Below are 22,962 nucleotides of genomic sequence, written 5' to 3'. Positions count from 1 at the left end.
TAGCCGTTTAGGTCCGGTCTGATGGGAGCTTCACCGACATGCTGAAATACAGCCTAATACCTTTTGCCTGCCTTGCGCTGGTTGCTTGCGGTGACGCAGGTTCATCTTCTGGCCGGGACGCAACCGGGCCTGACGCACGCGCGGGCAGCGACGAGGCTTCGCTTGTCGATACGGCAATCGATGAAGACGGTGCTTCTAGCGCTGACGAAGCGCCCGTTGATGAAACCATGCCGCCGGTGGATGCTGGCAGCCCGGCTGACGCTGCACAGCGCTGGGCCGATGCGCTCGAAGCACGTGACTGGGAAACCGCCCGGCAAGTCTGGGGTGAAAGTGGGGCGGCAAGCGGTCTCGATGCCGAAGAGTTCGAGGTCGCGTTCAGCAAGTATCGCACGATCGATATCAGCTTTGGCGAAGCGCGCGAGGAAGGTGCAGCCGGGACGCTTTACTACGAAGTGCCTGTGACCATGACGGGTGAGCTGGAGAATGGCGACCCCTACCGGATGGAAGGCCCGCTGCTGCTCAGCCGGGTCAATGATGTGCCCGGCGCCTCAACGGAGGAACGCAAATGGCATATCGAGATGAGCGATTTGCGCCCGCGCCCCGTGAATAAAGACGTCGGCGAGCCTCAGTAATCAAGCGTATTCAGCCCGGACCCGCGAGCATCATGATGCGCTCGATGAAGTCGTGCTTGGCGAGGGTGTAGGCTTCCCGGTCGTGCCGGTACCGCGCTGCCAGCCGTTGTTTGAGACTTGCATACTGGCGCGCTTCTTCAGGGTGGGCATTGAGGTAATCCAGGAAAATCAAACGCTGACGCATCTCGCCATCCGGTTCACTGACGTGCACGTGATGGGTGCGCCTTTGGCCGCGGGGCGGCATGCCACGGACGAAAAAGAGGCGGTCTGTCTTCGGATTGTCAGCCCAGTAGTCGTAGCCGATCCAATCCAGCTTTTGGGGTAGCGCCTCTTTCGCTAAATCCAAATCCGGAACGACGATCAGGATATCGATGATGGGCTTGGCGGGCATTTCTTTGATGGCTGTGCTGCCGAAATGGAAAAGTTCGAGAATATTCTCGCCGGCGAGGGCACCGTACAGCCTCTCTCGCTCCAGCCTGAAAGCCGCTGGCCAGTTTGGGTCATAGTCAACGATTTCGATGTCATCCGTCATGGCTCTCACCGTAACGCATGGTGAATTTCGCGCCTAGCTCATGCCCCGGTAGCGGCCGGGCCTGTGGTTGATGGCGACTGTCAGGTTCAGAACGAACGCCCCGACAATTGAGAGTGCGACCAGTTTCAGCGGCAGCAGGAAGAGCGCCACGATGAGGATGATCAGGTCAACGATCAACTGGAACAGGCCGGCCCGAATGATGCCCCGGTCCTGCAGGAATTGGGAGAGGATGGTCACCCCGCCAATACCTGCGCGGTGGCGCAGAAGGACGACAAGGCCGATCCCCATCATCGCAGCGCCTGCGACGGCGGCATAGGCAGGCTCCAGGAAGCTGAAATCGACCCACATTGGCAGAAGCCGGGTCTGCGCAGAGACAAGCGCCACAGAGATGAATGTCCGGATCGTGAAGGCCCATCCCATGCGAAGGATGGAGAGCGCAAAGAAAGGCAGGTTCAGGATAAAGAAGACCGGCCCGAAGGTGAGCGAGGTGCCGAACTCAACTAGCAGGCTGGTGCCTGCGACGCCGCCGGTGATCAGCATCGCTTCACTGTAGAGGATCACGCCGAAGCTCAGCAGCAATGTGCCGAGGATGAGCGCTTGGACGTCCTCATACCATTTGTGCTGGACGATCGGCGCTTCGGTTTCAGGTGTGTCGGACATGGCCGCTCATTGCGCGGGGGCAGGGCGGCGTCAAGGCGTATAGATCTCGACAGCCGCGCTGGTGCGGTTGCCGCCGCGTTCCAGGGCACCTCCGATCAGGTAGATGTCGTCGCCTATGGTGAGGCCGCCAAGCCCGTGGCGAGGCTTTGGCATGTCGGCGATAGATGCCCAGCGATCGGCCTGTGGATCATAGGCCCACGCGTCCGAATAGACGCCGCCGCCATTTTCGAACCACTCGCCGCCGAATGTGTAGAGTTTCCCGTCCACAACACCGCTGGCGAGCCCGGCCTGCGCGCCCGGCATTGGAGCGAGGCGTTCCCAGCGATCCGTGCCCGGATCATAGGCTTCATGGACGGCGGTATTGCCGCCATCCACCGTTCGCCCCGCCACCACATGGAGGCGGCCATCGATCACGCCGCCTGCCGCGCTGTTGCGCGCGGTCGGCACTGGGGCAAGCTGTTCCCAAGTTGCGCCATCAAAGCCGAGCAGTGTGTCGACATCCCTATGGTCGTTCCAGGCGAGATTCCTGAGGCCGGATGGCTGCCGGCCGCCCGCGAGATAGAGCGTCCCGGAAATGATGCCCGCCGTGCTTTCGCCATTCGGAACGGGGAGGGCGGAGGCGGTCAGCCACTCGTCGCCAGCTTCATCATAGCGCCAGGCCGTTCGCTGCATGCGCCACGCGCCTTCTGGATCGGCCTCAAACCCGCCAATGCAATGGAGCGTGCCATTGAGGCTGACGAGCTGTGGGTGGTGGCGTGCAACAGGCAGGCGCGCAAGCGGTTGCCAGATGCCGGTGGCCGGGTCGAGGGCGTGATGGGCGTCTGTCGGCCCCGTGATGGTGCCATCTTCGGCGACAAAGCCGCCAGCAAGATGGACGCGCCCAGCGTGAAGGCAGGGATAAATTTCCTGGACCGGGAAAGGGAGCGCGGGGCCGTCGTGCCAGCCAGCGGCGTCGGCGTTGCCTTCGCCCATGGCGGGCCGCACGGTACAGCCTGCGGCAAGGCCGGCGGCCAGCAATTGAAGCGACTGGCGGCGTGTCGGGGAAAATCTCATCTGGCAGGCTCCTCTCTTCCCGGGGGACCATAGTCAGAGCCGAGCGAGAGGCAAAGCCGAAGCGTAAGCGCCGCGAATATCACTCGAGGCGATGCTTAAGCGACGCTGCGTGAGGCCTGTGCAGGGGCGAAATTCGCTTCTAGCCTGATGGGAACGCAGAGATGAGGGAGTGAAACATGTCTATCGATTTTACGATTCCAGAAGACGCAAAGAAGGTCCGTGAGAAGGTTCGCCAGTGGGTGCAGGATGAGTGCATTCCGGCAGAGAAACGCCTGACCGACGGCGAGGACTACAAGACGGTTCTGAATGAGCTGCGTACGAAAGCGCGCAAGCAGGGCCTCTGGCTGCCCTTCATTCCCGAAGAGCATGGCGGCATGGGCCTCGGCCCGCTTGCCAATGCGCTGGTGCAGATGGAGCTCGGACAGAGCCACCTCGGCGCGCTGTCGATGAACTCGCAAGGGCCCGATGATGCGACCATGCTGACGCTGCTGGCGCATGGTACCGATCATCAGAAAGAGAAATTCCTGAAGCCGATCCTGAACGGTGAAAAGCGTGTCTGCTATTCCATGACGGAAAAGGCTGCGGGTGCTGACGCGACGGGGATGCAGACCCGCGCTGAGAAGGACGGCAACAGCCATTACGTCCTGAACGGTGAGAAGTGGTATTCGAGCGCGGCCAGCGTCGCCGACATCGCGGTCGTTATGGCCAAGACCAATCCGGAAGCCCCGCGCCATGAGCAGTTTTCGACCTTCATCGTCGAGCTGCCCAATGAGGGCTACAATATCGTTCGCGATATCCCGACCATGGCCGTGCATGGCCCGCTCTATGAAATCATGGGCGGTGGCCACGCCGAGGTGAAGATCGAAAACCTGCGCGTCCCGCAGGAGAATCTGCTCGGCGGTGAGGGAAAGGGCTTTGCCATGGGCCAGCACAGGCTCGCTTATGGGCGCCTTCGCCACGGCATGCACAATGTCGCCATGGCGCAGCGGGCGCTGGATCTTGCCACGGAACGGGTCACCAGCCGCTCGACATTCGGCAAGGGGCTGGAGGACCGCCAGGGCGTCCAGTTCATGCTGGCGGAATGTGCGAGCGAGCTCTACATCGCGCGCCTGATGCTGATGCATATCGCCTACAAGGCCGAGAACGGCATGGACCTTCGCCAGGAAAACGGCATCGCAAAGGTCTTCCTCGCGAACATGGTTCACAAGGTGGTCGATACGGCGATCCAGCTGCACGGCGCGCTTGGCTATTCGCTCGATACGCCGCTTGCTGCCTGGTACACGCATATCCGCTCCCAGCGCCTCGTCGACGGCCCGGATGAGGTCCATAAGTGGATCACGGGCAAGAACGTCATCAAGGCGTTCAAGAAGGATGGCACCACGGCCGCTGCTGCGGGCGGTGACCTGCTGTAACCAAAGGGGTTTCTGGGCTGAAAATTGCCTTTCGGGGGCGCTGCTTAAATGCGGCGCTCCCGTTTGTGTATGGAGGCCGCGTTTGCTAGTCTGTACGCCAATGATAGCGGGCGATTCGACGCCACCGCGAAAGTAGACAAAGAGGCCTAAAGCCCGTGAGCGACGAGACCACTCCGCCAGAAGACCCAGAAATGCCAGAACCACCGCATGAGGCCGGGATCGACCCGGTCGATATCGAGGATGAGCTGAAGCGCTCTTATCTCGATTATGCCATGAGCGTGATCGTCAGCCGTGCGCTGCCTGATGTCCGCGATGGCCTGAAGCCCGTGCACCGGCGCATTCTTTACGCGATGCATGTCAACGGCAACACGCCGGACAAGGCGTACAAGAAGTCCGCGAACATCGTCGGCGCCGTGATGGGTAACTTCCACCCGCATGGCGACAGCGCGATCTATGATGCGCTTGTGCGCATGGCGCAGCCTTTCTCCATGGGTCTGACGCTGGTCGACGGGCAGGGCAATTTCGGCTCGATCGACAATGATCCGCCAGCTGCGATGCGTTATACCGAATCGCGGATGACCAAGGCGGCGCAATATCTGCTTGCCGACATCGACAAGGACACGGTCCAGTTCCAGGACACCTATGACGGCGTCCAGCAGGAGCCGATGGTGCTGCCGGCGCAATATCCGAACCTGCTGGTCAATGGCGGCGGCGGTATTGCCGTCGGCATGGCGACGAACATTCCGCCGCACAATCTGGGTGAGGTCATCGACGCGACGCTGGCCATGATCGATGAGCCGGGTATCGATGATGAAGCCCTTCTCGAACTCGTTCCTGGCCCGGACTTTCCAACCGGCGGCCTGATCCTTGGTCATGCCAGCTCGCGCAAGGCGCTGCTTGAGGGCAGGGCGTCGGTCATGATGCGAGCGCGTACCGAGATCGAGGATGTAAAATCCGGTCGTCAGGCGATCATCGTCTCGGAAATTCCGTATCAGGTGAACAAGGCGACGATGGTCCAGAAGATCGCCGAGCTTGTGCGCGACAAGCGCATTGAAGGCATCGCGGATCTGCGCGACGAGTCTGACCGTCAGGGCATTCGCGTCGTCGTCGAGATCAAAAAGGATGCGAGCCCGGAAATCGTACTGAACCAGCTTTTCCGCTATTCGCCGCTTCAGACCTCGTTCCCGGTCAACATGCTGGCGCTGAACGGTGGCCGTCCAGAGCAGCTCAACCTACGCCAGGTGCTGCAGGCCTTTATCCAGTTCCGTGAGGAAGTGGTCGCCCGGCGCACCAAGTTCGAGCTGAACAAGGCGCGCGACCGTGCGCACGTATTGGTTGGTCTCGCGCTGGCTGTCGCGAACATTGACGAAGTGATCCGGATTATCCGGAGCGCTCCAGACCCGAACTCGGCCCGTGAGCAGCTGCTGGCGAAAGCCTGGCCGATCATGGACATGGGGCCTCTGCTTGAGCTGATCGCCGACAGGCGGACGCGCCGCGGTGAAGGCGAGACGATCTATCTTTCCGATGAGCAGGCGCGCTCCATCCTCGCCCTGCAACTCTCCCGCCTCACGGGCCTCGGCCGCGACGAGATCGGGACCGAAGCCAAAGGCCTTTCGGACAAGATTGCCGACTATCTCGACATCCTCCGTTCGCGCCCGCGCATTCAGGACATCATTCGCGGTGAGCTGAACGAGGTGAAGACCAAGTTCGCTGTGCCACGCCGGTCCGAGTTCACTTTCGTCGACGCCGACATGGATGATGAAGACCTGATCGAGCGCGAAGACATGGTCGTGACGGTTACGCATGGCGGCTACGTCAAGCGCGTGCCTCTCTCGACCTATCGGACGCAGCATCGCGGCGGCAAAGGCCGTTCCGGTATGTCGATGAAGGACGAGGATTTCGTGACGCGGCTGTTCACGGCGAACACGCATACCGAAATCCTGTTCTTCAGTTCCGAAGGCATGGTCTACAAGGAAAAGGTCTGGCGCCTGCCGATCGGCTCCCCGCAGGCGCGCGGCAAGGCGCTGGTCAATATCTTCCCGCTGGCAAAGGATGAGCGCATCGAGAGCGTCATGCCGCTGCCAGATGATGAGGCGGCGCGTGAAGAGCTCGACCTGATGTTTGCGACGCGTTCGGGCACCGTCCGGCGCAACAAGCTCAGCGATTTCACGCGAGTGAACCGCAATGGCAAGATCGCCATGAAGCTCGATGAAGGCGACGGAATCGTGTCTGTGCGTATCTGCACAGAGCAGCAGGATGTCATGCTGACGACGGTCCTCGGCAAATGTATCCGGTTCCGCGTCGACGATGTTCGTGTGTTCGCAGGTCGTAACTCGACCGGTGTGCGCGGCATCAGGCTGGACAAGGGCGACGAGGTTATCTCGCTCGGCATCCTGCACCATATCGATTTCAGCTCCGCTGAGGCGCGTGCCTTCATGAAGCAGGAAGCGGCCAAACGCCGCGCTATTTCCGGCGAAGATGAGGATGAAGGCGAAGCGATCACGGACGATGATGATGATGGCACCGAGGAAGACGTGTCGCTGTCCACCGATCGTATCGTCGAGATGGGCGCGGCCGAGGAGTTCATCCTGACCATCGCCGATGACGGCATGGGCAAACGGACCTCGTCCTATGACTACCGCGTCACAGGGCGCGGCGGTAAAGGCCTTGTGGCCCACAATATCTGGGGCTCCGACAAGAAGAAGGGGCCGGTCAAGCAGATCGCGCAATCCTTCAGTGTCGATGACAATGACCAGGTGATGCTGGCAACAAATGCCGGTCAGCTGATCCGGACACGCGTTGATCAGATTCGCATTGCTGGCCGCGCCACATCGGGTGTCTGGGTGCTTCGGACCAATGAGGGTGAGCGGGTTGTTTCGGTGGCACGTCTTGTAGAAGACAGCGAAGACGATACAGAAGACGAATAAACGGCCCCGCAGGGCCAGCTGTATCTGTAGTGACTGCCGCAGGCGAGGAGAGTTCCCATGCAACGTGTCGGGCTTTATCCGGGGACTTTCGACCCCATTACGGCGGGCCATCTCGATATTATCGCCCGTGGTCTGAAACTGGTCGATAAGCTCATTGTGGGTGTCGCCGTCAATGAAGAGAAGAAACCACTTTTCTCTCTCGATGAGCGCACCGCCATTGTCACTGAAGAGACCGCGAAGCTGAACAATCCGCGCAATGTCGAGATCGAGGTTCTGCCCTTCAACAATCTGCTGATGCATTTTGCTGAAACCTGCGGGGCCCACGTCATTATTCGCGGCCTGCGTGCAGTATCGGATTTCGAATACGAATTTCAGATGACGGCGATGAATGAGCAGCTGAACCGCGAGATCGAGACCGTCTTCCTCATGGCGGATGTCCAGCATCAGGCGGTGGCTTCGCGTCTCGTCAAAGAGATTGCGCGATTTGGGGGCGATATTACTTCCTTCGTAACGCCAAGCGTGAAGGAAAAGCTTCTGGAGAAGTATAAGTGAAATTTGCAAGATCGACGGTAAGCGCACTGGTTCTGGCTGGCCTTGCTGGGGCAACGGCCTGCGCGCAGGACAACGCGGCAGAGACAGAGGCGCCGTCCTATACGCTGGAAGATGTTGAAGCGGCCCCTGACGCCTGGCGTGAGGCTGATCCGGAAAACCTTATGGTTATGGAGACCACAAAGGGCCGCATCATTATCGAAATTCTGCCGGAGGCGGCGCCCGCTCACGCCACGCAGTTTCGGACCATCGCCAGCGAAGGCAAATGGGACGGCACGCCGTTTCACCGAGTGATCGATGATTTCATGGCGCAAGGCGGCGATATCCGCGCGATGAATGGCGAAGGCTCTGGCCTGCCTAATGTGAACGGAGAGTTCACCTTCCGCGCCATGCCCGCTGAGATGAACATGAATGTGATCGGCCCAATTGATACCGCGACGCAGGGTCTCTATATGGGCTTTCCGATGGCGACGCAGGCGCAGTTCCTCGCTGAGCTAACTGGTGATGCAAGCGTCGAACGCTGGGTCCCACACTGCCCGGGTATTGTCTCGACCGCGCGCACCAACGATCCAAATTCGGCCAACAGCCAGTTCTTCCTGATGCGCCACCAGGCCGATCATCTGGACAAGCAGTACACCGCATGGGGCCGCGTCGTTGACGGGTTCGAGGTTGTCCGGGCGATCAAGCACGGACCAGGCGGCAGCGGCACGCCGATCAGCAATCCGGACCGTCTGGAGCGCGCACATATGGTCAGCGACCTGCCAGAGGGTGAGCGTCCGCAAGTCTATGTTCAGCGTACCGATACCGAGGAATGGACGGCCCGCCTTGCCGCCGCCGACGAAGCCGAGACCGATATCTGCGATGTCATGCGCGTTCCGGCGGTCGTTTCCGAATAGGAGGGGAGGGTGGATCTTTCCGCCTTTGCTTTCGATCTCCCTGAAGAGCTGATCGCGCTTCGGCCGGTCGAGCCGCAGGACGCCGCACGCCTGCTCGTCGTGCATGGCGATGGGCGTCTTGAGGATGCCGGCGTGAGAGACCTGCCGCGATATCTTTCAGCGGGCGATACGCTGATTTTCAACGATACGCGCGTTATTCCCGCAGCCCTGAAAGGCGTTCGTCCGGCGCGTGACGAGATGGGGTCGGACGTCGCCGTGGATGCCAACCTTGTTGAGCGCGCTGGGCCAGATAGCTGGCGCGCACTGGCCCGGCCCGGCAAGCGGCTGAAACCCGGCGATACGATCCAGTTTGGCGACGGGTTCGAAGCTGTGGTTGCCTCCAAGGGCGACGGCGCGGACCTGCTGCTCCGCTTCAACCTGTCGGGTGATGCACTTGATGAGGCGTTGGACGCCTTCGGTGCGATGCCGCTGCCGCCCTATATTGCACGCCGACGGGCCGCGGATGCAAAGGACCGGGAGACCTATCAGACGAGCTTTGCTGGCGATGAGGCGCAATCGGTCGCTGCGCCGACGGCTGGCCTGCATTTCACGCAGCGTTTGCGCGCAGACGTCGAGGCGGCACGCATCGAGAGCGAGTGGGTCCGCCTGCATGTCGGGCTCGGCACCTTCTCGCCGCTGCAGGAAAGCCAGCTCACAAGCGGGCGCCTGCATGAGGAATGGCGCCGGGTCAGTCCTGAGGCAGCTGAGCGGCTGAACAACGTGCGCGCAAAGGGCGGGCGGATCGTGCCGGTCGGGACAACCGCGCTGCGGACGCTTGAAAGCTCTGTGCAGGATGGCGAGATCGTCGCGACGCTAGGACCGACGGATATCTTTCTGAAACCAGGCGACAGGCTGCAGGCGACCGACGCGCTGGTCACCAATTTCCATCTGCCGGAGAGCTCGCTTTTCATGCTGGTCTGCGCCTTGATGGGTACCGACATCATGCAGGCGGCTTATGCCCATGCCATCAAAGAGAACTACCGCTTCTATTCCTACGGGGATGCGTGCCTGCTTTTGCCGTGAAGAGGGCGGACCCTTCAGCGAGGAGTTCGGCGCGACCGCATCTGAGTTCTTGTCACCCGATCCTGTTTCGTTCACATGCCGCCCATGGCGACATTTCCATTTGAGATAAAGGCCCGGGAAGGCAAGGCACGCACAGGCGTCCTGAAAACACCGCGCGGAGAAATTCGCACGCCCGCTTTCATGCCAGTTGGCACCGCCGCAACCGTGAAAGCCATGTACATGGATCAGGTTGAGCAGGCCGGCGCAGAAATCATTCTGGGCAATACCTATCACCTCATGCTGCGGCCGGGCGCTGAGCGCGTGAAGCGCCTCGGCGGCCTGCATGAGTTCTCTGGCTGGAAGGGCCCCATGCTGACCGATAGTGGCGGCTTTCAGGTCTGGTCGCTGTCGCAGCTTCGCAAGATGGACGCCGACGGGGTCACCTTCAGAAGCCATATCGACGGATCGGAGCACCGGCTGACCCCTGCGCGCAGCATTGAGATTCAGGCGGACCTGCTGGGCGCTGATATCTCCATGCAGCTTGATGAGTGCACCGATTTTCCGTGCACGCATGAAGAGGCCGAGCGTTCGCTTGTCCTGTCCCTCGACTGGGGTACTCGCAGCCTGGAGGCCTTTGGGGAGCGGGATAATCAGACTCTGTTCGGGATTGTGCAGGGCTCGAACTTCCCGGATCTGCGTGAGCAGTCTGCGAAGGGTGTGGTGGCGCAAGGCTTTGGCGGCATTGCGCTGGGCGGGCTCGCTGTCGGCGAAGGGCATGACCAAATGTGCGCGACGATCGACATGACCATGCCGCATCTGCCCGATGAAAAACCACGCTATGTCATGGGCGTCGGCAAACCCATCGACCTCGTCGAGAGCGTGGCGCGGGGCATCGACATGTTTGATTGTGTCCTGCCAACGCGCGCGGGTCGCCATGGGCAGGCCTGGACATGGGACGGGCCAATCAATCTGAAGAATGCGCGCTTCGCTGAGGATCAGACGCCGCTCGATCTGGGCGTCCCGTCACCTGCAAGCCAGGACTACACCAAGGCCTACCTTCACCATCTGATCAAGTCAGGCGAGTATCTCGGGTCGATGATCCTCTCCTGGCACAACACGGCCTTCTTTCAGGCCCTGATGGCTGAACTGCGGCTTGCCATCGCGCAAAACCGCTTAGAGCCCTTGCGGGCAGAGCTTAGTCAGCGTTGGGCTGCGACGAAGTCGTCGCCCCGGACGGCGCCGGCTGCCTGAGATCAAGCGGCCCCGACGTGTCGGGCGGCGTCTTGCGGGTGGAGGGCGCATCTCCGCGATAGTCGACCTGCGGCGATCGCTCATCGGCGAAGACAGGCGGCGGGATACCCCCGCATCCCTTCGTGCGACCGATCGCCTTCAGATAGGTACGGCGGGCCGCGCCCCGGTCGAAAGCTGCACGAAGCTTCCTGTCGTGACTGTTCGCGCCGCTGAGCCGACGCACCCAGCCCCGGTAGGGGATAAGCTCGCGCGCTTCCGACGCCACAACGCCAAGGACGCCGTCCGAGGCTGTGTCGGCGGCCCGGTCAGAGAGGCTGGTCTGTTCCTCCTCGGTGAGGACATCCCAATCTGGAGGTAGGACCGTATCAAGTGCTTTTATCTCCGCCTCGATGTCGCTGCACGCCATCTCTTTATCGACATTGTAGGGGTTGCGGATGCTGGCAAGCACGGCGGGGACTTCATCCTTGCGAAGGTTGAGGTCTTCAAGCGGCGAAAGGGCTGCATCGGTCAGGCCCGCGCGCGTCTGCGAGACCGCTTTCGTGGCCGGTTTGCTGGCGCATCCGCAAAGCAGGATCGCAGCAGATATAAAGAGAAGCGACGCATTAGATTTCATGATCACGACTACACACCAGCATGTCGGCAGAATCGTGGCGCAAACCGACCTGCAATTAGGGCGTTTCAGTGCGTTGACCTCGCCCCGGCTCTCGACTAGGAACCACGCTTCGGCGCGCCCATAGCTCAGTTGGTAGAGCAACTGACTTTTAATCAGTAGGTCACAGGTTCGAATCCTGTTGGGCGTACCATTTTTCTTTAAGTAATTCGGATGTTGCGGGCTTGTCTTCTTAACGACAGGACCGGGATCGAGAGCCTGATTGCGGACCTTCTGAATTCCCGGACATCAGTTTTTGAGGCTGGCAGATCTGGCTTTCACGCGCGCAGGTTTCGACCGCAGCAGCGTAGCCTTTGATCGCTGGTTTCGCCTTGCGCTTCCCGAGCGGCGGGTAATCGCGTCGGAGACCTGTTCGGCCGCATCAAGAAGCGGAGCGTCGTAGAGGTGGGCATAGCGGGCCGTCGTCTGGGTCTGCGTATGGCCAAGCAAAGCGCCAATAACAGGCAAACTGTTTCCGTTCGAAACCGCGAGACTGGCGAACGTGTGCCGAAGGTCGTGCAGGCGAAAACCTTCAATTTCCGCCTCTTTCAGAACGCGGGCCCAGGTTCGGCGGACTTCCTTCAGAGCCCTTCCCGTTCTTGAGGGAAAAACATAGGGTGTCTCCCTGCCTTCCAGCTTGGATTTGCGAACGCGTAACAGGGACGCAACCGACTTCGAAATAGGTACGCGGTGTCTGCGCCTTTGCTTCGTGCCAGAGGCGGGCTTTGTCCACACCTTCAAATTTTCGTCAAACTGCTCCCATCTCGCACTGAGCGCCTCGCTTCGACGGCAACCCGTGAACAACATGAGCTTTATGGCATCCGCTGAGTCCTGCTGTGGGTGTCGATCAAGGGCGTTCAGAAGACGATCCAGCTCATTGGCGTTGAGAAATCGATCCCGCTGGTTTTCGCAATTCAGTTCGACGCCTATTGCTGGATTACGGTCTATCCAGCCCCAACGAACCGCGAGGTTCAGGCAACGGCGAAGTGTTGCGATTATCCGGTTCGCGGTGGTTGGCGTGCGCTCTGAGGCCTTGCGGTGGATGAGTTCGCAATCGGCGAAGGTGACATCAGTGATCTTCTTTGAGCCCAGCTCTGGGAGTATCCAGACGTCGAAATATCGTCTGGCATCTCGCTGACCGGTTTTTGCCAGTCTCGGCAGGAAGTCCCTCTCGTATCGCTTGAAGAGGTCATGCATCGTTGGCTCTCGCGTTCTTTGCGGTGCTCTGTGATCGATCTGGGTATTCTTTCCGTGAGCCATCAATTCTCCAAAAATCGCTTATTAAACAGTGTTTCATGCAAGCGATGCGGGCGCGGAGAAGTCAACTTCAAGGTCGGCAACAACGGAGGTGGATATGCTGTTGGGATGTGAGAATTCCCTGATAACGGCCGATTTACAGGGAAATGCACCAATTTTACAGGGAAGGGCGCAGCCCAAGCCCTATAATTATTGTCAAATTACAAAGTATTAGGCCGAAATTCCCTAAAGATAAGAACACGGATTCTTCTGGAGCAGAACAGGGAATTTATTTCTAATAACAGGGAATTATTGTAAGCGTCCATGTAAGCGTCCAATAGTGACACGCTTGTGCGCGGTGTCGGTCATTCGATCTCTTTCGGCTGGTGTTCAAAAGTCGAGAGGAGATGCCGATGCCGAGATTGTCACCTGAGAAACGTGCGGAGCTGGAAGCGTTCTGGTGGGCCCATCACGAAGCGTGGAAGCGCAGTGACTTGAATCAACGCGAATATTGCGAAGTGAACGACCTGCCGCTGAAGCGTTTCGGGAACTGGCGCGCCCATTTCAAACGCGAGCCGCGGCCGGAACCCGTACATCTTCTGTATCGCCGCGGGGGCCTAAGTCATAGCTTTAGTCATAGGCTAAGTCATACCCTTAGTCATAAGCTAAGTCATACCCTTAGTCATAAGCTAAGTCATAGGCTTAGTCCTAAGTCAGACCGTCCGGCCGATATTCGGTCGACTCCAAATGGTGATCCGATCCTCCCGCCTGTTCAGGAAGGGCGTCGGCGCAAGTTCAGTGCCGCAGACAAGAACGCGATCGTCAGGGCAGCATGTCGACCGGGCGCTGTCACCTCCGATGTCGCTCGTCGCTATGGCGTTGCCCCGCGTGTTCTGTTCCGCTGGAAGCAGGAGCTGGCTGTCGCCGATGAAACGCCGCGCTTTGTCACGGTTGAGGTGGCATCATGACCTTGCTTCCAGAAGGTGTGCGCGTTCACCTGGCGGTTGGCCACACCGACATGCGCAAGGGGATCGATGGCTTGTCGGTGATGGTTCAGGAGGTTCTGAAGCGCGATCCGTTCACAGGTCATCTCTTCGTGTTCCGCGGCCGCAAGGCGAACCTGATCAAGATTGTCTATTGGGACGGTACCGGGCTCTGCCTGTTCATCAAGCGGCTCGAGCATGGCGCCTTCCTCTGGCCATCGGAGAATGAGCCGGGCAAGTCGATTGTCCTGACATCGGACCAGTTATCGATGCTGATCGATGGCATCGACTGGCGATCCCCGGACGAGCGATGGCGTCCCGCCCGAGCAGGTTGAGGGGCTGATGCGACCGATTGAATCAGGCCGCAGAAAGCTGTGCGGAGCGCGCTGATTCCAGCGTAAACTCCGTGCTATGGAGCTTGACCTCGCCGCCCTGCCTGAAGATGTGGACGTGCTGCATCGCATGATCCGGGACATGGCTGCGGCACGTCATAGCGAGCGCGCTGAAGCACGAGCAGAAATCGAGCGGCTGCGCCAGATGGTGAAGACGCTTCAGCGCAGCCAGTTCGGCCGCCGGGCCGAGGGACTTGATCCCGGCCAGCTCCAGCTTGGCCTGGAGGATCTGGACAGTGATGTGGCGCGGCTTGAAGCGGCATCGCCAGATACACTTGTCGAGACTGGCGATCGTCCAGCCCGCACGCGCGCGTTCAGCCTGCCGGACCATCTTCCGCGCGAGGATGTGGCGGTCGACACCGAGACCAGCACCTGTCCATGCTGCGGCGGGGCGCTGCACTTCATCGGCGAGACGGTCAGCGAGATGCTGGACCATGTTCCGGCGCGGCTGCGTGTCCTGCGGATCAAGCGCCCGCGCTATCGCTGCCGGGGCTGCGGGAAGATCCACCAGGGATCAGCCCCGGAACGTCCGATCGCGAAGGGGCTCGCTACGCCAGGCCTGCTCGCGCATGTCATCGTCAGCAAGTACTGCGATCACCTGCCGCTCTACCGCCAGTCACAGATCTTTGCCCGCCAGGGTGTGAAGCTGAACCGGTCAACGCTTGCCAACTGGGTGGGCGGGGCCAGCTGGTGGCTGGAAGCGCTGCATGAGCGGCTCGCAAACCATGTCTTCAGCTCGAACATGCTGTTCGCCGATGACACGCCGCTGCCTGTGCTCGATCCGGGCCGCGGGCGCACCCGAACAGGTCGGCTCTGGGTTTATGCCCGCGATGATCGACCGTGGAATGGACCCGGTCCGCCCGCTGCGGTTTACATCTACAGCCCGGATCGGCGCGCTGAACGTCCGGAAGCCCATCTCAAGGCCTTCAGCGGTGTGCTGCAGGTCGATGGCTATGCCGGGTTCGAGCGGCTGACCGCGGGTGGGGATATTACTCTGGCGGCCTGCTGGGCGCATGCGCGGCGCAAGTTCTACGATGTCCACCAGGCGACGGGCTCACCGATCGCGGCCGAAGCGTTGCAGCGGATTGCAGAGCTCTATGCCATCGACGCCTCGATCCGTGGCCAGAGTGCGGACAAGCGCCGGATCGCGCGGACCCGCAAATCGCGTCCGCTGGTCAGGGCAATGAAGGTCTGGCTTGAGACTGAACTCCAGCGTATCCCGCCGCGCAGCGGGCTTGGTGATGCGATCCGATATGCGCTTGCCCGCTGGGATAAGCTCAGTCTGTTCCTCGAGGACGGCCGCATCGCCCTCGACACAAATACTGTCGAACGCGCCATCCGCCCGGTGGCGCTGGGACGCAAGAACCACCTGTTCGCCGGCTCCGAAGGCGGGGCACACAGATGGGCCGTCATCGCTTCGCTGCTGACCACCGCCAAGCTCAATGATGTCGAGCCGCATGCCTATCTGACCGACGTTCTCGAGCGTCTCAGCCAAGGCCATCCGATGAGCCGGATCGACGATCTGCTACCTTGGAACTGGGCCGCTTCCCGGGCCGACGTGTAAGAACTGGACGCTTACGCGTCCATTGCTCACACGCTTGTCCTCCAGAAGCGGCATCTGATCTTTCTCCCCACGGTGCAATCCGCACGGGTTGGAGGAGATGTTTATGGCGAAACCGAAGACACTCAAGCAGACAGAGCTCAAAGCGTTCTGGCGCGCACATCACGATGCCTGGATGCGCAGCACGCTGAATCAGCGTGAATATTGCGAAGCGCATGGGTTGCCGTTGAAGCGGTTTGGCAACTGGCGCGCCCGGTTCAAGACTGAGAAGACTCGCGTCAGCGGAAGGGTACTCTACCGGCGCGGCGGGCAGCTTAGTCATATGACTGGTCATATGACGGATAAGGACATTCCGCCGCCTTCGAAATATCTGCCCTCGCGCTCTGATGCACCAAATGGCAGGCGCCAGTTCAGTCCTGAAGACAAGCGCCGCATCGTGGCCGAGACGGAAAAGCCCGGCGCGACAGTCAGCGGTGTGGCGCGGCGGTACAATATCGCTCAGCGCGTGCTGTTCCGCTGGAAAAATGAGCTATCTCCGCCAGAGGACAGTCCCACATTCCTTTGTGTTGAAGTAGAGGATGGCGCGAGTGGAGAGGTCGCGTCAGCGGTTGCCCCATCGCCGATAATCATCGAACGCGGAGCGCCTGGCATAGAGGTGGAACTGGTTGGGGGGCGTCGGATCCGGTTCGACAAGGATGTCGATCCTGACCGTGTCCGACAGCTTGTCAGCCTGCTTGAGGCAGACCTCTCATGATGCTGGCGACATCAGGTCTGAAGGTGCACCTCGCCGTGGGGATCACCGACATGCGAAAGGGAATAGATGGACTCGCCATGCTGGTTCAGGGCGTGCTGGCGCAGGATCCGTTCTCGGGCCATCTGTTCGCGTTCCGCGGTCGCAAGGCGAACCTGATCAAGATCCTCTACTGGGATGGGACCGGGCTCTGCCTCTTCTCGAAACGCCTGGAGAAAGGCGGTTTCCTGTGGCCGATGCAGACCGAGCAGGGTGCTGTGGTGAAGCTCAGCGCTCGGCAGCTCTCGGTCCTGCTTGAAGGGATCGACTGGCGATCACCAGATGAGCGCTGGCGTCCTGATCGGGCGGGCTGACACACGGATGCGACCGATTGAATCAGGCCGCAGAAAGCTGTGCGGAGCGCGCTGATTCCAGCGTAAGCTCCGGGGCATGGAGCTTGATCTCACCGCCCTGCCTGAAGACGTGGATGTGTTGCATCGCATGATCCGCGACATGGCTGCAGCGCGTGAAAGCGAACGCACCGAAACACGAGCAGAGATCGAGCGGCTGCGCCAGATGGTGAAGACGCTGCAGCGCAGCCAGTTCGGCCGCCGGGCTGAAGGGCTCGACCCCGGCCAGCTCCAGCTCAGTCTTGAGGACCTGGATGGCGATGTCGCCCGCTTGGAAGCTGCCGCACCTGATCTCCGTGTCGATGCGGATGGTCGTCCATCCCGCACCCGCGCGTTTAGTCTGCCGGATCACCTGCTACGCGAGGATGTCTCGATCGAGACCGAAACCAGCGTTTGCCCATGCTGCGGCGGTGCGCTGCACTTCATCGGCGAGACGGTCAGCGAGATGCTGGATCATGTCCCGGCGCGGCTGCGGGTCCTGCGGATCAAGCGGCCGCGTTATGGTTGCCGGGGCTGCGGAACGATCCACCAGGCGCCCACCCCAGAACGCCCGATCGCAAAGGGGCTGGCCACGCCAGGCCTGCTCGCGCATGTCATCGTCAGCAAGTATTGTGATCACCTGCCGCTCTATCGCCAGTCGCAGATCTTTGCCCGCCAGGGTGTGAAGCTGAACCGATCAACGCTTGCCAACTGGGTGGGCGGGGCCAGCTGGTGGCTGGAAGCGCTGCATGAGCGGCTCGCAAGCCATGTCTTCAGCTCGAAGATGCTGTTCGCGGACGACACGCCGCTGCCCGTGCTCGATCCTGGCCGGGGGCGCACACGCACCGGCCGGCTCTGGGTCTATGCCCGCGATGATCGTCCATGGAATGGGCCGGGGCCGCCGGCTGCGGTCTACATCTACAGCCCGGATCGGCGCGCCGAACGCCCGCAAGCCCATCTGAAAGACTTCAGCGGTGTGCTGCAGGTCGATGGCTATGCCGGGTTCGAGCGGCTGACCACGGGTGGCGATATTACGCTGGCCGCCTGCTGGGCGCATGCGCGGCGCAAGTTCTACGAGGTCCACCAGGCGACGGGCTCACCGATCGCGGCTGAAGCGCTGCGGCGGATTGCAGAGCTCTATGCTATCGATGCCTCGATCCGCGGCCAGAGTGCGGAGAAGCGCCGGATCGCGCGGACCCGCAAGTCCCGCCCGTTGGTCAAGGCCATGAAGGTCTGGCTGGAAACCGAGCTCCAGCGCATCCCGCCGCGCAGCGGGCTCGGCGATGCAATCCGCTATGCGCTGACCCGCTGGGACCAGCTCAGTCTGTTCCTTGAGGATGGTCGGATCGAACTTGACACCAACACCGTCGAGCGCGCTATCCGCCCGGTCGCGCTGGGACGCAAGAAGCACCTGTTCGCCGGCTCGGAAGGCGGCGCTCAGAGATGGGCCGTCATCGCGTCACTCCTGACGACGGCAAAGCTCAATGACGTCGAGCCGCATGCCTATCTGAGCGATGTCCTCGAACGGCTTAGCCAAGGCCATCCGATGAGCCGGATCGATGATCTGCTGCCTTGGAACTGGGCCGCTTCCCGAGCTGACGTGTGAGAACTGGACGCTTACGGATCAGTAGGCGTCCAGTAGTGACACGCTTGCGCGGGAAGCTGCCCATCCAATCTCTTTCGGCTGGTGTTCAAAAGCCGAGAGGAGATACCGATGCCAAGATTGTCACCTGAGAAGCGGGCGGAGCTGGAAGCGTTCTGGTGGGCCCCTCACGAGGCATGGAAACGCAGCGACTTGAATCAGCGGGAATATTTTGAGGTGAACGACCTGCAGCTGAAGCGTTTAGCCAACTGGCGCCCCATTTCAGATGCAAGCCGCAGCGGGAACTGTTCTAAACTATTGCCAACGGGCCAAATGGTAGAATTGTGGTTCGTCACTCCAGAATGGAGCTACACTACGGCATGTTTATACCGGCCGAATCTCCGCCGGTTACATCGACGAACGGAAGATGTTTGATCTGCTCCCAAAATTGCGCGGTGGGCGCCTTCGAACCATCCGGGTACCGCTTCAAAAGCTTCATAGTGTCTAAGTTCATCGGTTCGTCCTCCGGATTGAGGAGGTCGTCGCGCATGAAGAAGGCGTTTACCCCGTTGGCGCTGACCGACATAAGGCTGTAGCCGTGCAGTCGGCACAGCTGATCCAATGCCGTGATGGAGGCTCCATAGTATTCCCCGCTGCTGTGCTTCAACATTCGATCAAAGTTCGGATCGTAGGGAACGGTGAGGGGGCGCTTGCCGAATGAGACGTTGAATTCCGACACGATGATCGCCGGACGTAAGTGAATGAGGTCTTTCAGAAACCAGTAGTCATTGCCATCAACGTCGATGGATAGAATACCGAGATCGCGATGTTGCGCGTAGCTTGAGACCACATCCAGGGTCTCCCGTGTGATCCAGAGCCGCTTCGCAACGATTCCGTCATGGTAGATCTGGTTCGCCGTTTTAACATTGTAGTCGCCACCATCCAGCAAAAGCCCCTCCCACAAAAGATTGCGTGCGAGACCGATGCAATTGAATTCCCAGCCTGAAAAGCCGAACTCGACGAACGATCGTGGTACGGCCTCGCGCCGCGTGAGTTCGTTGAGGATATTCGCCTCATTGCTTTGCGACTGTGGGGTCGCGGAGAAGCGGTGTCTCGCCCATATGTATGAGTGAACTAGCGGTGATCGCTTCACCCAATCCTTTGTGACGGATAAAACTTTCATAACATGTCTTCCCCTGCTTTCTATGACGGACCACTGTTGAGAGCGTCAAGCAGCGGGACATTGCGGCAATATCTGCTTGCGATTAATCAAAACACAGTTGGGCTTCGCGAAGATTTTTCAGCGCAACCGGCCGATTGTGTAAAGCCTAATCTTGCCGAAAAGTCGAGTTCGCGGTAGCTTTAGTAGTCTCTTAGGGTCTTCGCGCTACGCTAAAATGTTCATCTCACGCCGCTAACCGATCCGGATTTGATATGGGACCCAATAAGTTGAATGATTTGCAAAATTGAGCCAGACGAATAGGATTGTGGCATAGTAAAAAAGTATCAAGGCGACGATATATTGTCTATTACGCAGATCGGAGGTGCCTATAGCTTCTGGAAGTTGCGCGAATACAACTAGTTGCAAAGGAATTATGTAGAGCGCCATGCGGTCGAGCGCGGTGCTCAAATTTGTTGCGAAAAACGCAAAGAACATAGAAATCGCCATAAGTGAGAAGATTAGCCAAAGTTTTTTTTCAGCTGGCGAGAGCGCGAAACGCTTGCGATAGATCAAAAATAGAATGGCTGGAACAGCGTTCATTGCAAGACGGATGAAAGCACCCTCAGACTCGATATTCTTGTCCACATAGGTTGCGACCAAACGCGTGGCGCTGTCCTCCAGCAAAGTGAAATAGCCCAGCGCCGTCGCAGCAGCGACAAGCGACAAAGTCAGAAACCGGTTTTTCGACGCCGTCAAAAGCGCTATTGGGATCAGCACGACCGCAGATTTATGAAATAGCGCCCCGGCTAACACCCAAAGCGCAAAAATCGCGAACTTTTGTCGGCCAAGCATAACCAGACCGATCATCACCAATCCTAATGCGATCGCTTGCCGCGTATAACCCATGGAAACCACGGTGACGAGGTAAGGCATAGCACAGGCTAGCGCCAGCCATGGACGGGATAGACTTCGACAGAGCAGGACAAGGCCGATGGAGAAGAGGAAGGCACCGAAAGTGTTAACGCCTGTGATGCCGAAGCCCAGTTGCGTCGCCAAAATATTGAGCGCCCAGTACCCCGGATCCTCCATGCCACCGAGGTCCGAATATGTCATTTCATAGGAGCTGGATAGATATCGGAGATAGCTGTGCCAGTCACCGCCAACATTGAAGCGAAACCCGATGACGACGGTCAGCGCCACAATCACGAGCATCCAAGCTCCATCGACTTGCAGTGGGCGTGGTGTCCCGTCGGACCGCACTCCCCTCAGAGGGGGAGACGCAAGAGCCGCAAGCGCGGGAATGATGAAGAAAAGCCAATAGGGCAGCATCGATTTGGTCTTTCAGGAAACCGCGGGAAGCACGTCCACCGAACGCGTACTGACAACGTCATGACGATAATGCCTCAACCAGTCTAGCAGCATCAAAATAGTCCACAGCTTGGTGCCATTATTTGCGCTGCCAGACTGGTGCAGGTCCCACAATTCATGGACTTTTGTCAGTTTCAGGCCGGCCAAATCAACAAGCTCATCATCAGACAAGAGCTTCTCGCTCCATTCCCGCAGGGCACCACGCAACCACCGATCCAACGGAACTGCAAAGCCTTGTTTTGGACGCTCGATAAGATCTCGAGGCACATGCCGATCAAGGATTGATCGCAGTGCCTGCTTGCCCCTGCCGTCAGAGATCTTCATGTCAATCGGCAACCTCCAAGCAGCGGTTACCACGCGCGAATCTAAAAAGGGTGCCCGCGTCTCAAGCGACGCTGACATTGCGGCACGATCCACCTTCACCAATATATCCCCTGGCAGGTATGTGACGCTGTCCATGGCCATCATCCATTCCGCTCCTCCGACTGAAAAAGCCTGTTCCGGAAGCGTTAAAGTCGTGGCGTGCCGCATCAGGTCTTCAGGATCATCAATGCTGCGGGTGAAATGTTGATAGAGCGCTTGTAGGTTATTGATTTCACCCAAGTATGGCGCAAAATTCGCCGCCTTGTCGAGAGCTGTTACCGGTAGGCGCATCCTTGATGCGAAACGACGCGGCCATCCATTCTCCGGCGTGATCGCAGGGGCACATGACGAAATCACCCGCCCTGCCGTACGGCGCAAGCCCCGCGGCACGGATTGTAACATCGCCAGGAGCCGCGGCCCGATGACGTGACGATTGTAACCTCCGAAGACCTCGTCGCCCCCGTCCCCTGTCAGAGCCACCGAGACTGAATTACGCGCCTCGCGACACAACAGGACTGTGGGAATCTGAGAAGAGTCTGCAAAGGGTTCGTCGTAGATTATCGGTAAATCGCCGATGACCCCAAGCGCGTCCCGCTCTGACAGAATGAATTCGGTGTGCTCGGTCCCTAGGTGTCGGGCCACCGCGGCGGCATGGGGGGCTTCATTAAAGCGCGCCTCGCTGAATCCGATGGCAAACGTACGTACCGGTTGCGCACTCCGGCTCTGCATCAAAGCGGCCACCAAGGAGGAATCTACTCCGCCTGACAGAAAACAGCCCAGCGATACATCGCTCAGCATTTGCTCTTCAATAACTTCGCTCAATGTCCTTTCAAGCCTGTCTATGCTGTCGCTCTGCTGCCCCACGCCGCGCTGTGCAACTGCTCCATCAAGCAGCTCGCAAAAGGTTTCATAAGGGTGGTTTACGGGTGCTCTGGCAACCAACGATACGCTTGTCACATGACCGGGCGGCACTTTCTGCACATTCTGAAATATGCATTTTCCGTCAGGAACATAGCCATAGGTTAGATATGCGGCAACGGCCTCGCGACATAGATGCGCCTTAAAGTTGGGTACGGCAAGCAACGCCTTGAGTTCCGATCCGAAGGCCCAGCCATCAGAAAGCCGCGCGAAGTAGAGTGGCTTTTCACCCAAACGATCGCGGGCGAAGTGAAGCTCCTGCGCCTGCCTGTCCCACAAGGCCACTGCAAACATTCCAGAGGCACGCTGCAAGGCGTCGTGAAGGCCCCAATGGGAGACTGCAACGAGCAATGTCTCTGTATCGGAACTCCCCCGCCATGAAGGTGCCGCACCCACTTGTTCAAGATCGTCACGCATGACCATGTGGTTATAAATCTCACCATTGAAAGCGAGGACATAACGGCCGCAAGGCGACACCATAGGTTGCGCTCCTGCAGGGCTGAGGTCGATGATGGAAAGCCGCCGGTGACCCAGTGCTACGGCCACATCGGAATCCGCCCACACACCGGCATCATCTGGACCGCGGTGACGCAATGTATCAGCCATTTTGCGTGCAGTGTCAGCCAAGGATGCATCTGGCCCGGCTGACAAAACTCCACATATTCCACACATGTCG

The 22,962-nt window shown here is 59.5% G+C and carries 21 protein-coding genes and 1 tRNA gene; 14 read left to right on the top strand and 8 right to left on the bottom strand.

What is annotated here, in order from left to right; all coding sequences use genetic code 11:
* The first annotated feature begins 38 nt into the window (after nucleotides 1–38).
* Nucleotides 39–632, top strand: coding sequence for a hypothetical protein (locus tag F550_RS18440; RefSeq protein ID WP_018147525.1), 594 nt, complete (start codon nucleotides 39–41; stop codon nucleotides 630–632).
* 10 nt (nucleotides 633–642) lie between these two features.
* Here F550_RS18440 and F550_RS0105485 read toward each other — a convergent pair whose 3' ends face one another.
* Genes F550_RS0105485 through F550_RS0105475 form a run of 3 tightly spaced genes read right to left on the bottom strand, consistent with a single transcriptional unit; the run spans nucleotide 643 to nucleotide 2,877 of the window.
* Nucleotides 643–1,164 (bottom strand): GrpB family protein, encoded by a 522-nt coding sequence (locus F550_RS0105485; RefSeq protein WP_018147524.1) that lies wholly within the window; start codon nucleotides 1,162–1,164, stop codon nucleotides 643–645.
* Between the two features lie 33 nt (nucleotides 1,165–1,197).
* On the bottom strand, nucleotides 1,198–1,824 hold the full coding sequence (locus F550_RS0105480; RefSeq protein WP_018147523.1) for a YitT family protein: 627 nt from the start codon (nucleotides 1,822–1,824) through the stop codon (nucleotides 1,198–1,200).
* Between the two features lie 30 nt (nucleotides 1,825–1,854).
* On the bottom strand, nucleotides 1,855–2,877 hold the full coding sequence (locus tag F550_RS0105475; protein ID WP_026180593.1) for a Kelch repeat-containing protein: 1,023 nt from the start codon (nucleotides 2,875–2,877) through the stop codon (nucleotides 1,855–1,857).
* 176 nt (nucleotides 2,878–3,053) lie between these two features.
* Between F550_RS0105475 and F550_RS0105470 the strand changes: the two genes are divergently transcribed.
* The 6 genes from F550_RS0105470 (at nucleotide 3,054) to tgt (ending at nucleotide 10,953) form a co-directional block, all read left to right on the top strand.
* A complete protein-coding gene (locus F550_RS0105470) occupies nucleotides 3,054–4,289 on the top strand; it encodes an acyl-CoA dehydrogenase family protein (RefSeq protein WP_018147521.1) in 1,236 nt (411 codons plus the stop codon).
* A 191-nt stretch (nucleotides 4,290–4,480) separates the two neighbouring features.
* Nucleotides 4,481–7,216 carry a DNA gyrase subunit A gene (gyrA, locus tag F550_RS0105460; protein ID WP_018147520.1) on the top strand — a complete coding sequence of 912 codons (2,736 nt, stop codon included), beginning with the start codon at nucleotides 4,481–4,483 and terminating at the stop codon, nucleotides 7,214–7,216.
* Nucleotides 7,217–7,273: 57 nt separating this feature from the next.
* On the top strand, nucleotides 7,274–7,768 hold the full coding sequence (gene coaD / locus F550_RS0105455; RefSeq protein ID WP_018147519.1) for a pantetheine-phosphate adenylyltransferase: 495 nt from the start codon (nucleotides 7,274–7,276) through the stop codon (nucleotides 7,766–7,768).
* Entirely contained in the window at nucleotides 7,765–8,661 is an 897-nt protein-coding gene (locus F550_RS16970) for a peptidylprolyl isomerase (protein WP_018147518.1), read from the top strand. Before coaD ends, F550_RS16970 begins: the two co-directional genes overlap by 4 nt.
* Before the next feature lie 9 nt (nucleotides 8,662–8,670).
* Entirely contained in the window at nucleotides 8,671–9,723 is a 1,053-nt protein-coding gene (gene queA / locus F550_RS0105445; protein WP_018147517.1) for a tRNA preQ1(34) S-adenosylmethionine ribosyltransferase-isomerase QueA, read from the top strand.
* 84 nt (nucleotides 9,724–9,807) lie between these two features.
* Nucleotides 9,808–10,953, top strand: a complete 1,146-nt coding sequence (tgt, locus tag F550_RS0105440) for a tRNA guanosine(34) transglycosylase Tgt (protein WP_018147516.1) — start codon at nucleotides 9,808–9,810, stop codon at nucleotides 10,951–10,953.
* Here the strand turns inward: tgt and F550_RS16965 are convergent.
* Nucleotides 10,898–11,572, bottom strand: a complete 675-nt coding sequence (locus F550_RS16965; protein WP_156807830.1) for a hypothetical protein — start codon at nucleotides 11,570–11,572, stop codon at nucleotides 10,898–10,900. The two genes, tgt and F550_RS16965, sit on opposite strands and share 56 nt — an antisense overlap.
* A gap of 108 nt (nucleotides 11,573–11,680) precedes the next feature.
* Here F550_RS16965 and F550_RS0105430 point away from each other — a divergent pair.
* A tRNA-Lys gene (locus F550_RS0105430) sits at nucleotides 11,681–11,756 on the top strand.
* 95 nt (nucleotides 11,757–11,851) lie between these two features.
* On the opposite strand, the gene F550_RS16960 is transcribed toward F550_RS0105430, so the two are convergent.
* Nucleotides 11,852–12,799, bottom strand: a complete 948-nt coding sequence (locus tag F550_RS16960; protein ID WP_169332250.1) for a tyrosine-type recombinase/integrase — start codon at nucleotides 12,797–12,799, stop codon at nucleotides 11,852–11,854.
* 446 nt (nucleotides 12,800–13,245) lie between these two features.
* On the opposite strand from F550_RS16960, the gene tnpA (F550_RS19555) reads away from it, so the two are divergent.
* From tnpA (F550_RS19555) to tnpC (F550_RS0105395), 6 genes are all read left to right on the top strand, one after another.
* A complete protein-coding gene (gene tnpA / locus F550_RS19555) occupies nucleotides 13,246–13,806 on the top strand; it encodes an IS66 family insertion sequence element accessory protein TnpA (protein ID WP_407637644.1) in 561 nt (186 codons plus the stop codon).
* A complete protein-coding gene (tnpB, locus tag F550_RS0105415) occupies nucleotides 13,803–14,156 on the top strand; it encodes an IS66 family insertion sequence element accessory protein TnpB (protein WP_018147512.1) in 354 nt (117 codons plus the stop codon). Before tnpA (F550_RS19555) ends, tnpB (F550_RS0105415) begins: the two co-directional genes overlap by 4 nt.
* Nucleotides 14,157–14,232: 76 nt before the next feature.
* Nucleotides 14,233–15,777 carry an IS66 family transposase gene (tnpC, locus tag F550_RS0105410; RefSeq protein WP_018147511.1) on the top strand — a complete coding sequence of 515 codons (1,545 nt, stop codon included), beginning with the start codon at nucleotides 14,233–14,235 and terminating at the stop codon, nucleotides 15,775–15,777.
* A gap of 103 nt (nucleotides 15,778–15,880) precedes the next feature.
* The gene (gene tnpA, locus F550_RS0105405; RefSeq protein ID WP_018147510.1) at nucleotides 15,881–16,528 is read left to right on the top strand and encodes an IS66-like element accessory protein TnpA; all 648 of its coding nucleotides are present in this window, start codon (nucleotides 15,881–15,883) and stop codon (nucleotides 16,526–16,528) included.
* Nucleotides 16,525–16,878, top strand: a complete 354-nt coding sequence (tnpB, locus tag F550_RS0105400) for an IS66 family insertion sequence element accessory protein TnpB (protein WP_018147509.1) — start codon at nucleotides 16,525–16,527, stop codon at nucleotides 16,876–16,878. Before tnpA (F550_RS0105405) ends, tnpB (F550_RS0105400) begins: the two co-directional genes overlap by 4 nt.
* 76 nt (nucleotides 16,879–16,954) lie before the next feature.
* Complete coding sequence (tnpC, locus tag F550_RS0105395; RefSeq protein WP_018147508.1) at nucleotides 16,955–18,499, top strand: IS66 family transposase; 1,545 nt, start codon at nucleotides 16,955–16,957, stop codon at nucleotides 18,497–18,499.
* Nucleotides 18,500–18,848: 349 nt separating this feature from the next.
* Here tnpC (F550_RS0105395) and F550_RS0105390 read toward each other — a convergent pair whose 3' ends face one another.
* From F550_RS0105390 to asnB, 3 genes are all read right to left on the bottom strand, one after another.
* On the bottom strand, nucleotides 18,849–19,658 hold the full coding sequence (locus tag F550_RS0105390; protein ID WP_018147507.1) for a hypothetical protein: 810 nt from the start codon (nucleotides 19,656–19,658) through the stop codon (nucleotides 18,849–18,851).
* Nucleotides 19,659–19,889: 231 nt separating this feature from the next.
* Nucleotides 19,890–20,849, bottom strand: coding sequence for an EpsG family protein (locus F550_RS0105385; RefSeq protein WP_169332249.1), 960 nt, complete (start codon nucleotides 20,847–20,849; stop codon nucleotides 19,890–19,892).
* 129 nt (nucleotides 20,850–20,978) lie between these two features.
* Entirely contained in the window at nucleotides 20,979–22,958 is a 1,980-nt protein-coding gene (gene asnB, locus F550_RS16955) for an asparagine synthase (glutamine-hydrolyzing) (RefSeq protein WP_083910919.1), read from the bottom strand.
* Between the last annotated feature and the right edge of the window lie 4 nt (nucleotides 22,959–22,962).

It is taken from the genome of Henriciella marina DSM 19595, assembly GCF_000376805.1.
Lineage (GTDB): Bacteria > Pseudomonadota > Alphaproteobacteria > Caulobacterales > Hyphomonadaceae > Henriciella > Henriciella marina.
This window is presented reverse-complemented; position numbering and strand designations above follow the sequence as displayed.

What these genes read in the sequence shown, in the direction of transcription:
- tnpA (WP_407637644.1), top strand. Translation starts at nt 13,246, where the DNA reads ATGCCGATGCCGAGATTGTCACCTGAGAAACGTGCGGAGCTGGAAGCG.
- tgt (WP_018147516.1), top strand. Translation starts at nt 9,808, where the DNA reads ATGGCGACATTTCCATTTGAGATAAAGGCCCGGGAAGGCAAGGCACGC.
- F550_RS0105485 (WP_018147524.1), bottom strand. Translation starts at nt 1,164, where the DNA reads ATGACGGATGACATCGAAATCGTTGACTATGACCCAAACTGGCCAGCG.
- tnpB (WP_018147512.1), top strand. Translation starts at nt 13,803, where the DNA reads ATGACCTTGCTTCCAGAAGGTGTGCGCGTTCACCTGGCGGTTGGCCAC.
- asnB (WP_083910919.1), bottom strand. Translation starts at nt 22,958, where the DNA reads ATGTGTGGAATATGTGGAGTTTTGTCAGCCGGGCCAGATGCATCCTTG.
- F550_RS0105390 (WP_018147507.1), bottom strand. Translation starts at nt 19,658, where the DNA reads ATGAAAGTTTTATCCGTCACAAAGGATTGGGTGAAGCGATCACCGCTA.
- tnpA (WP_018147510.1), top strand. Translation starts at nt 15,881, where the DNA reads ATGGCGAAACCGAAGACACTCAAGCAGACAGAGCTCAAAGCGTTCTGG.
- tnpC (WP_018147511.1), top strand. Translation starts at nt 14,233, where the DNA reads ATGGAGCTTGACCTCGCCGCCCTGCCTGAAGATGTGGACGTGCTGCAT.
- tnpC (WP_018147508.1), top strand. Translation starts at nt 16,955, where the DNA reads ATGGAGCTTGATCTCACCGCCCTGCCTGAAGACGTGGATGTGTTGCAT.
- tnpB (WP_018147509.1), top strand. Translation starts at nt 16,525, where the DNA reads ATGATGCTGGCGACATCAGGTCTGAAGGTGCACCTCGCCGTGGGGATC.
- F550_RS0105480 (WP_018147523.1), bottom strand. Translation starts at nt 1,824, where the DNA reads ATGTCCGACACACCTGAAACCGAAGCGCCGATCGTCCAGCACAAATGG.
- gyrA (WP_018147520.1), top strand. Translation starts at nt 4,481, where the DNA reads ATGCCAGAACCACCGCATGAGGCCGGGATCGACCCGGTCGATATCGAG.
- F550_RS0105470 (WP_018147521.1), top strand. Translation starts at nt 3,054, where the DNA reads ATGTCTATCGATTTTACGATTCCAGAAGACGCAAAGAAGGTCCGTGAG.
- coaD (WP_018147519.1), top strand. Translation starts at nt 7,274, where the DNA reads ATGCAACGTGTCGGGCTTTATCCGGGGACTTTCGACCCCATTACGGCG.
- F550_RS16960 (WP_169332250.1), bottom strand. Translation starts at nt 12,799, where the DNA reads ATGCATGACCTCTTCAAGCGATACGAGAGGGACTTCCTGCCGAGACTG.
- F550_RS18440 (WP_018147525.1), top strand. Translation starts at nt 39, where the DNA reads ATGCTGAAATACAGCCTAATACCTTTTGCCTGCCTTGCGCTGGTTGCT.
- F550_RS0105475 (WP_026180593.1), bottom strand. Translation starts at nt 2,877, where the DNA reads ATGAGATTTTCCCCGACACGCCGCCAGTCGCTTCAATTGCTGGCCGCC.
- F550_RS0105385 (WP_169332249.1), bottom strand. Translation starts at nt 20,849, where the DNA reads ATGCTCGTGATTGTGGCGCTGACCGTCGTCATCGGGTTTCGCTTCAAT.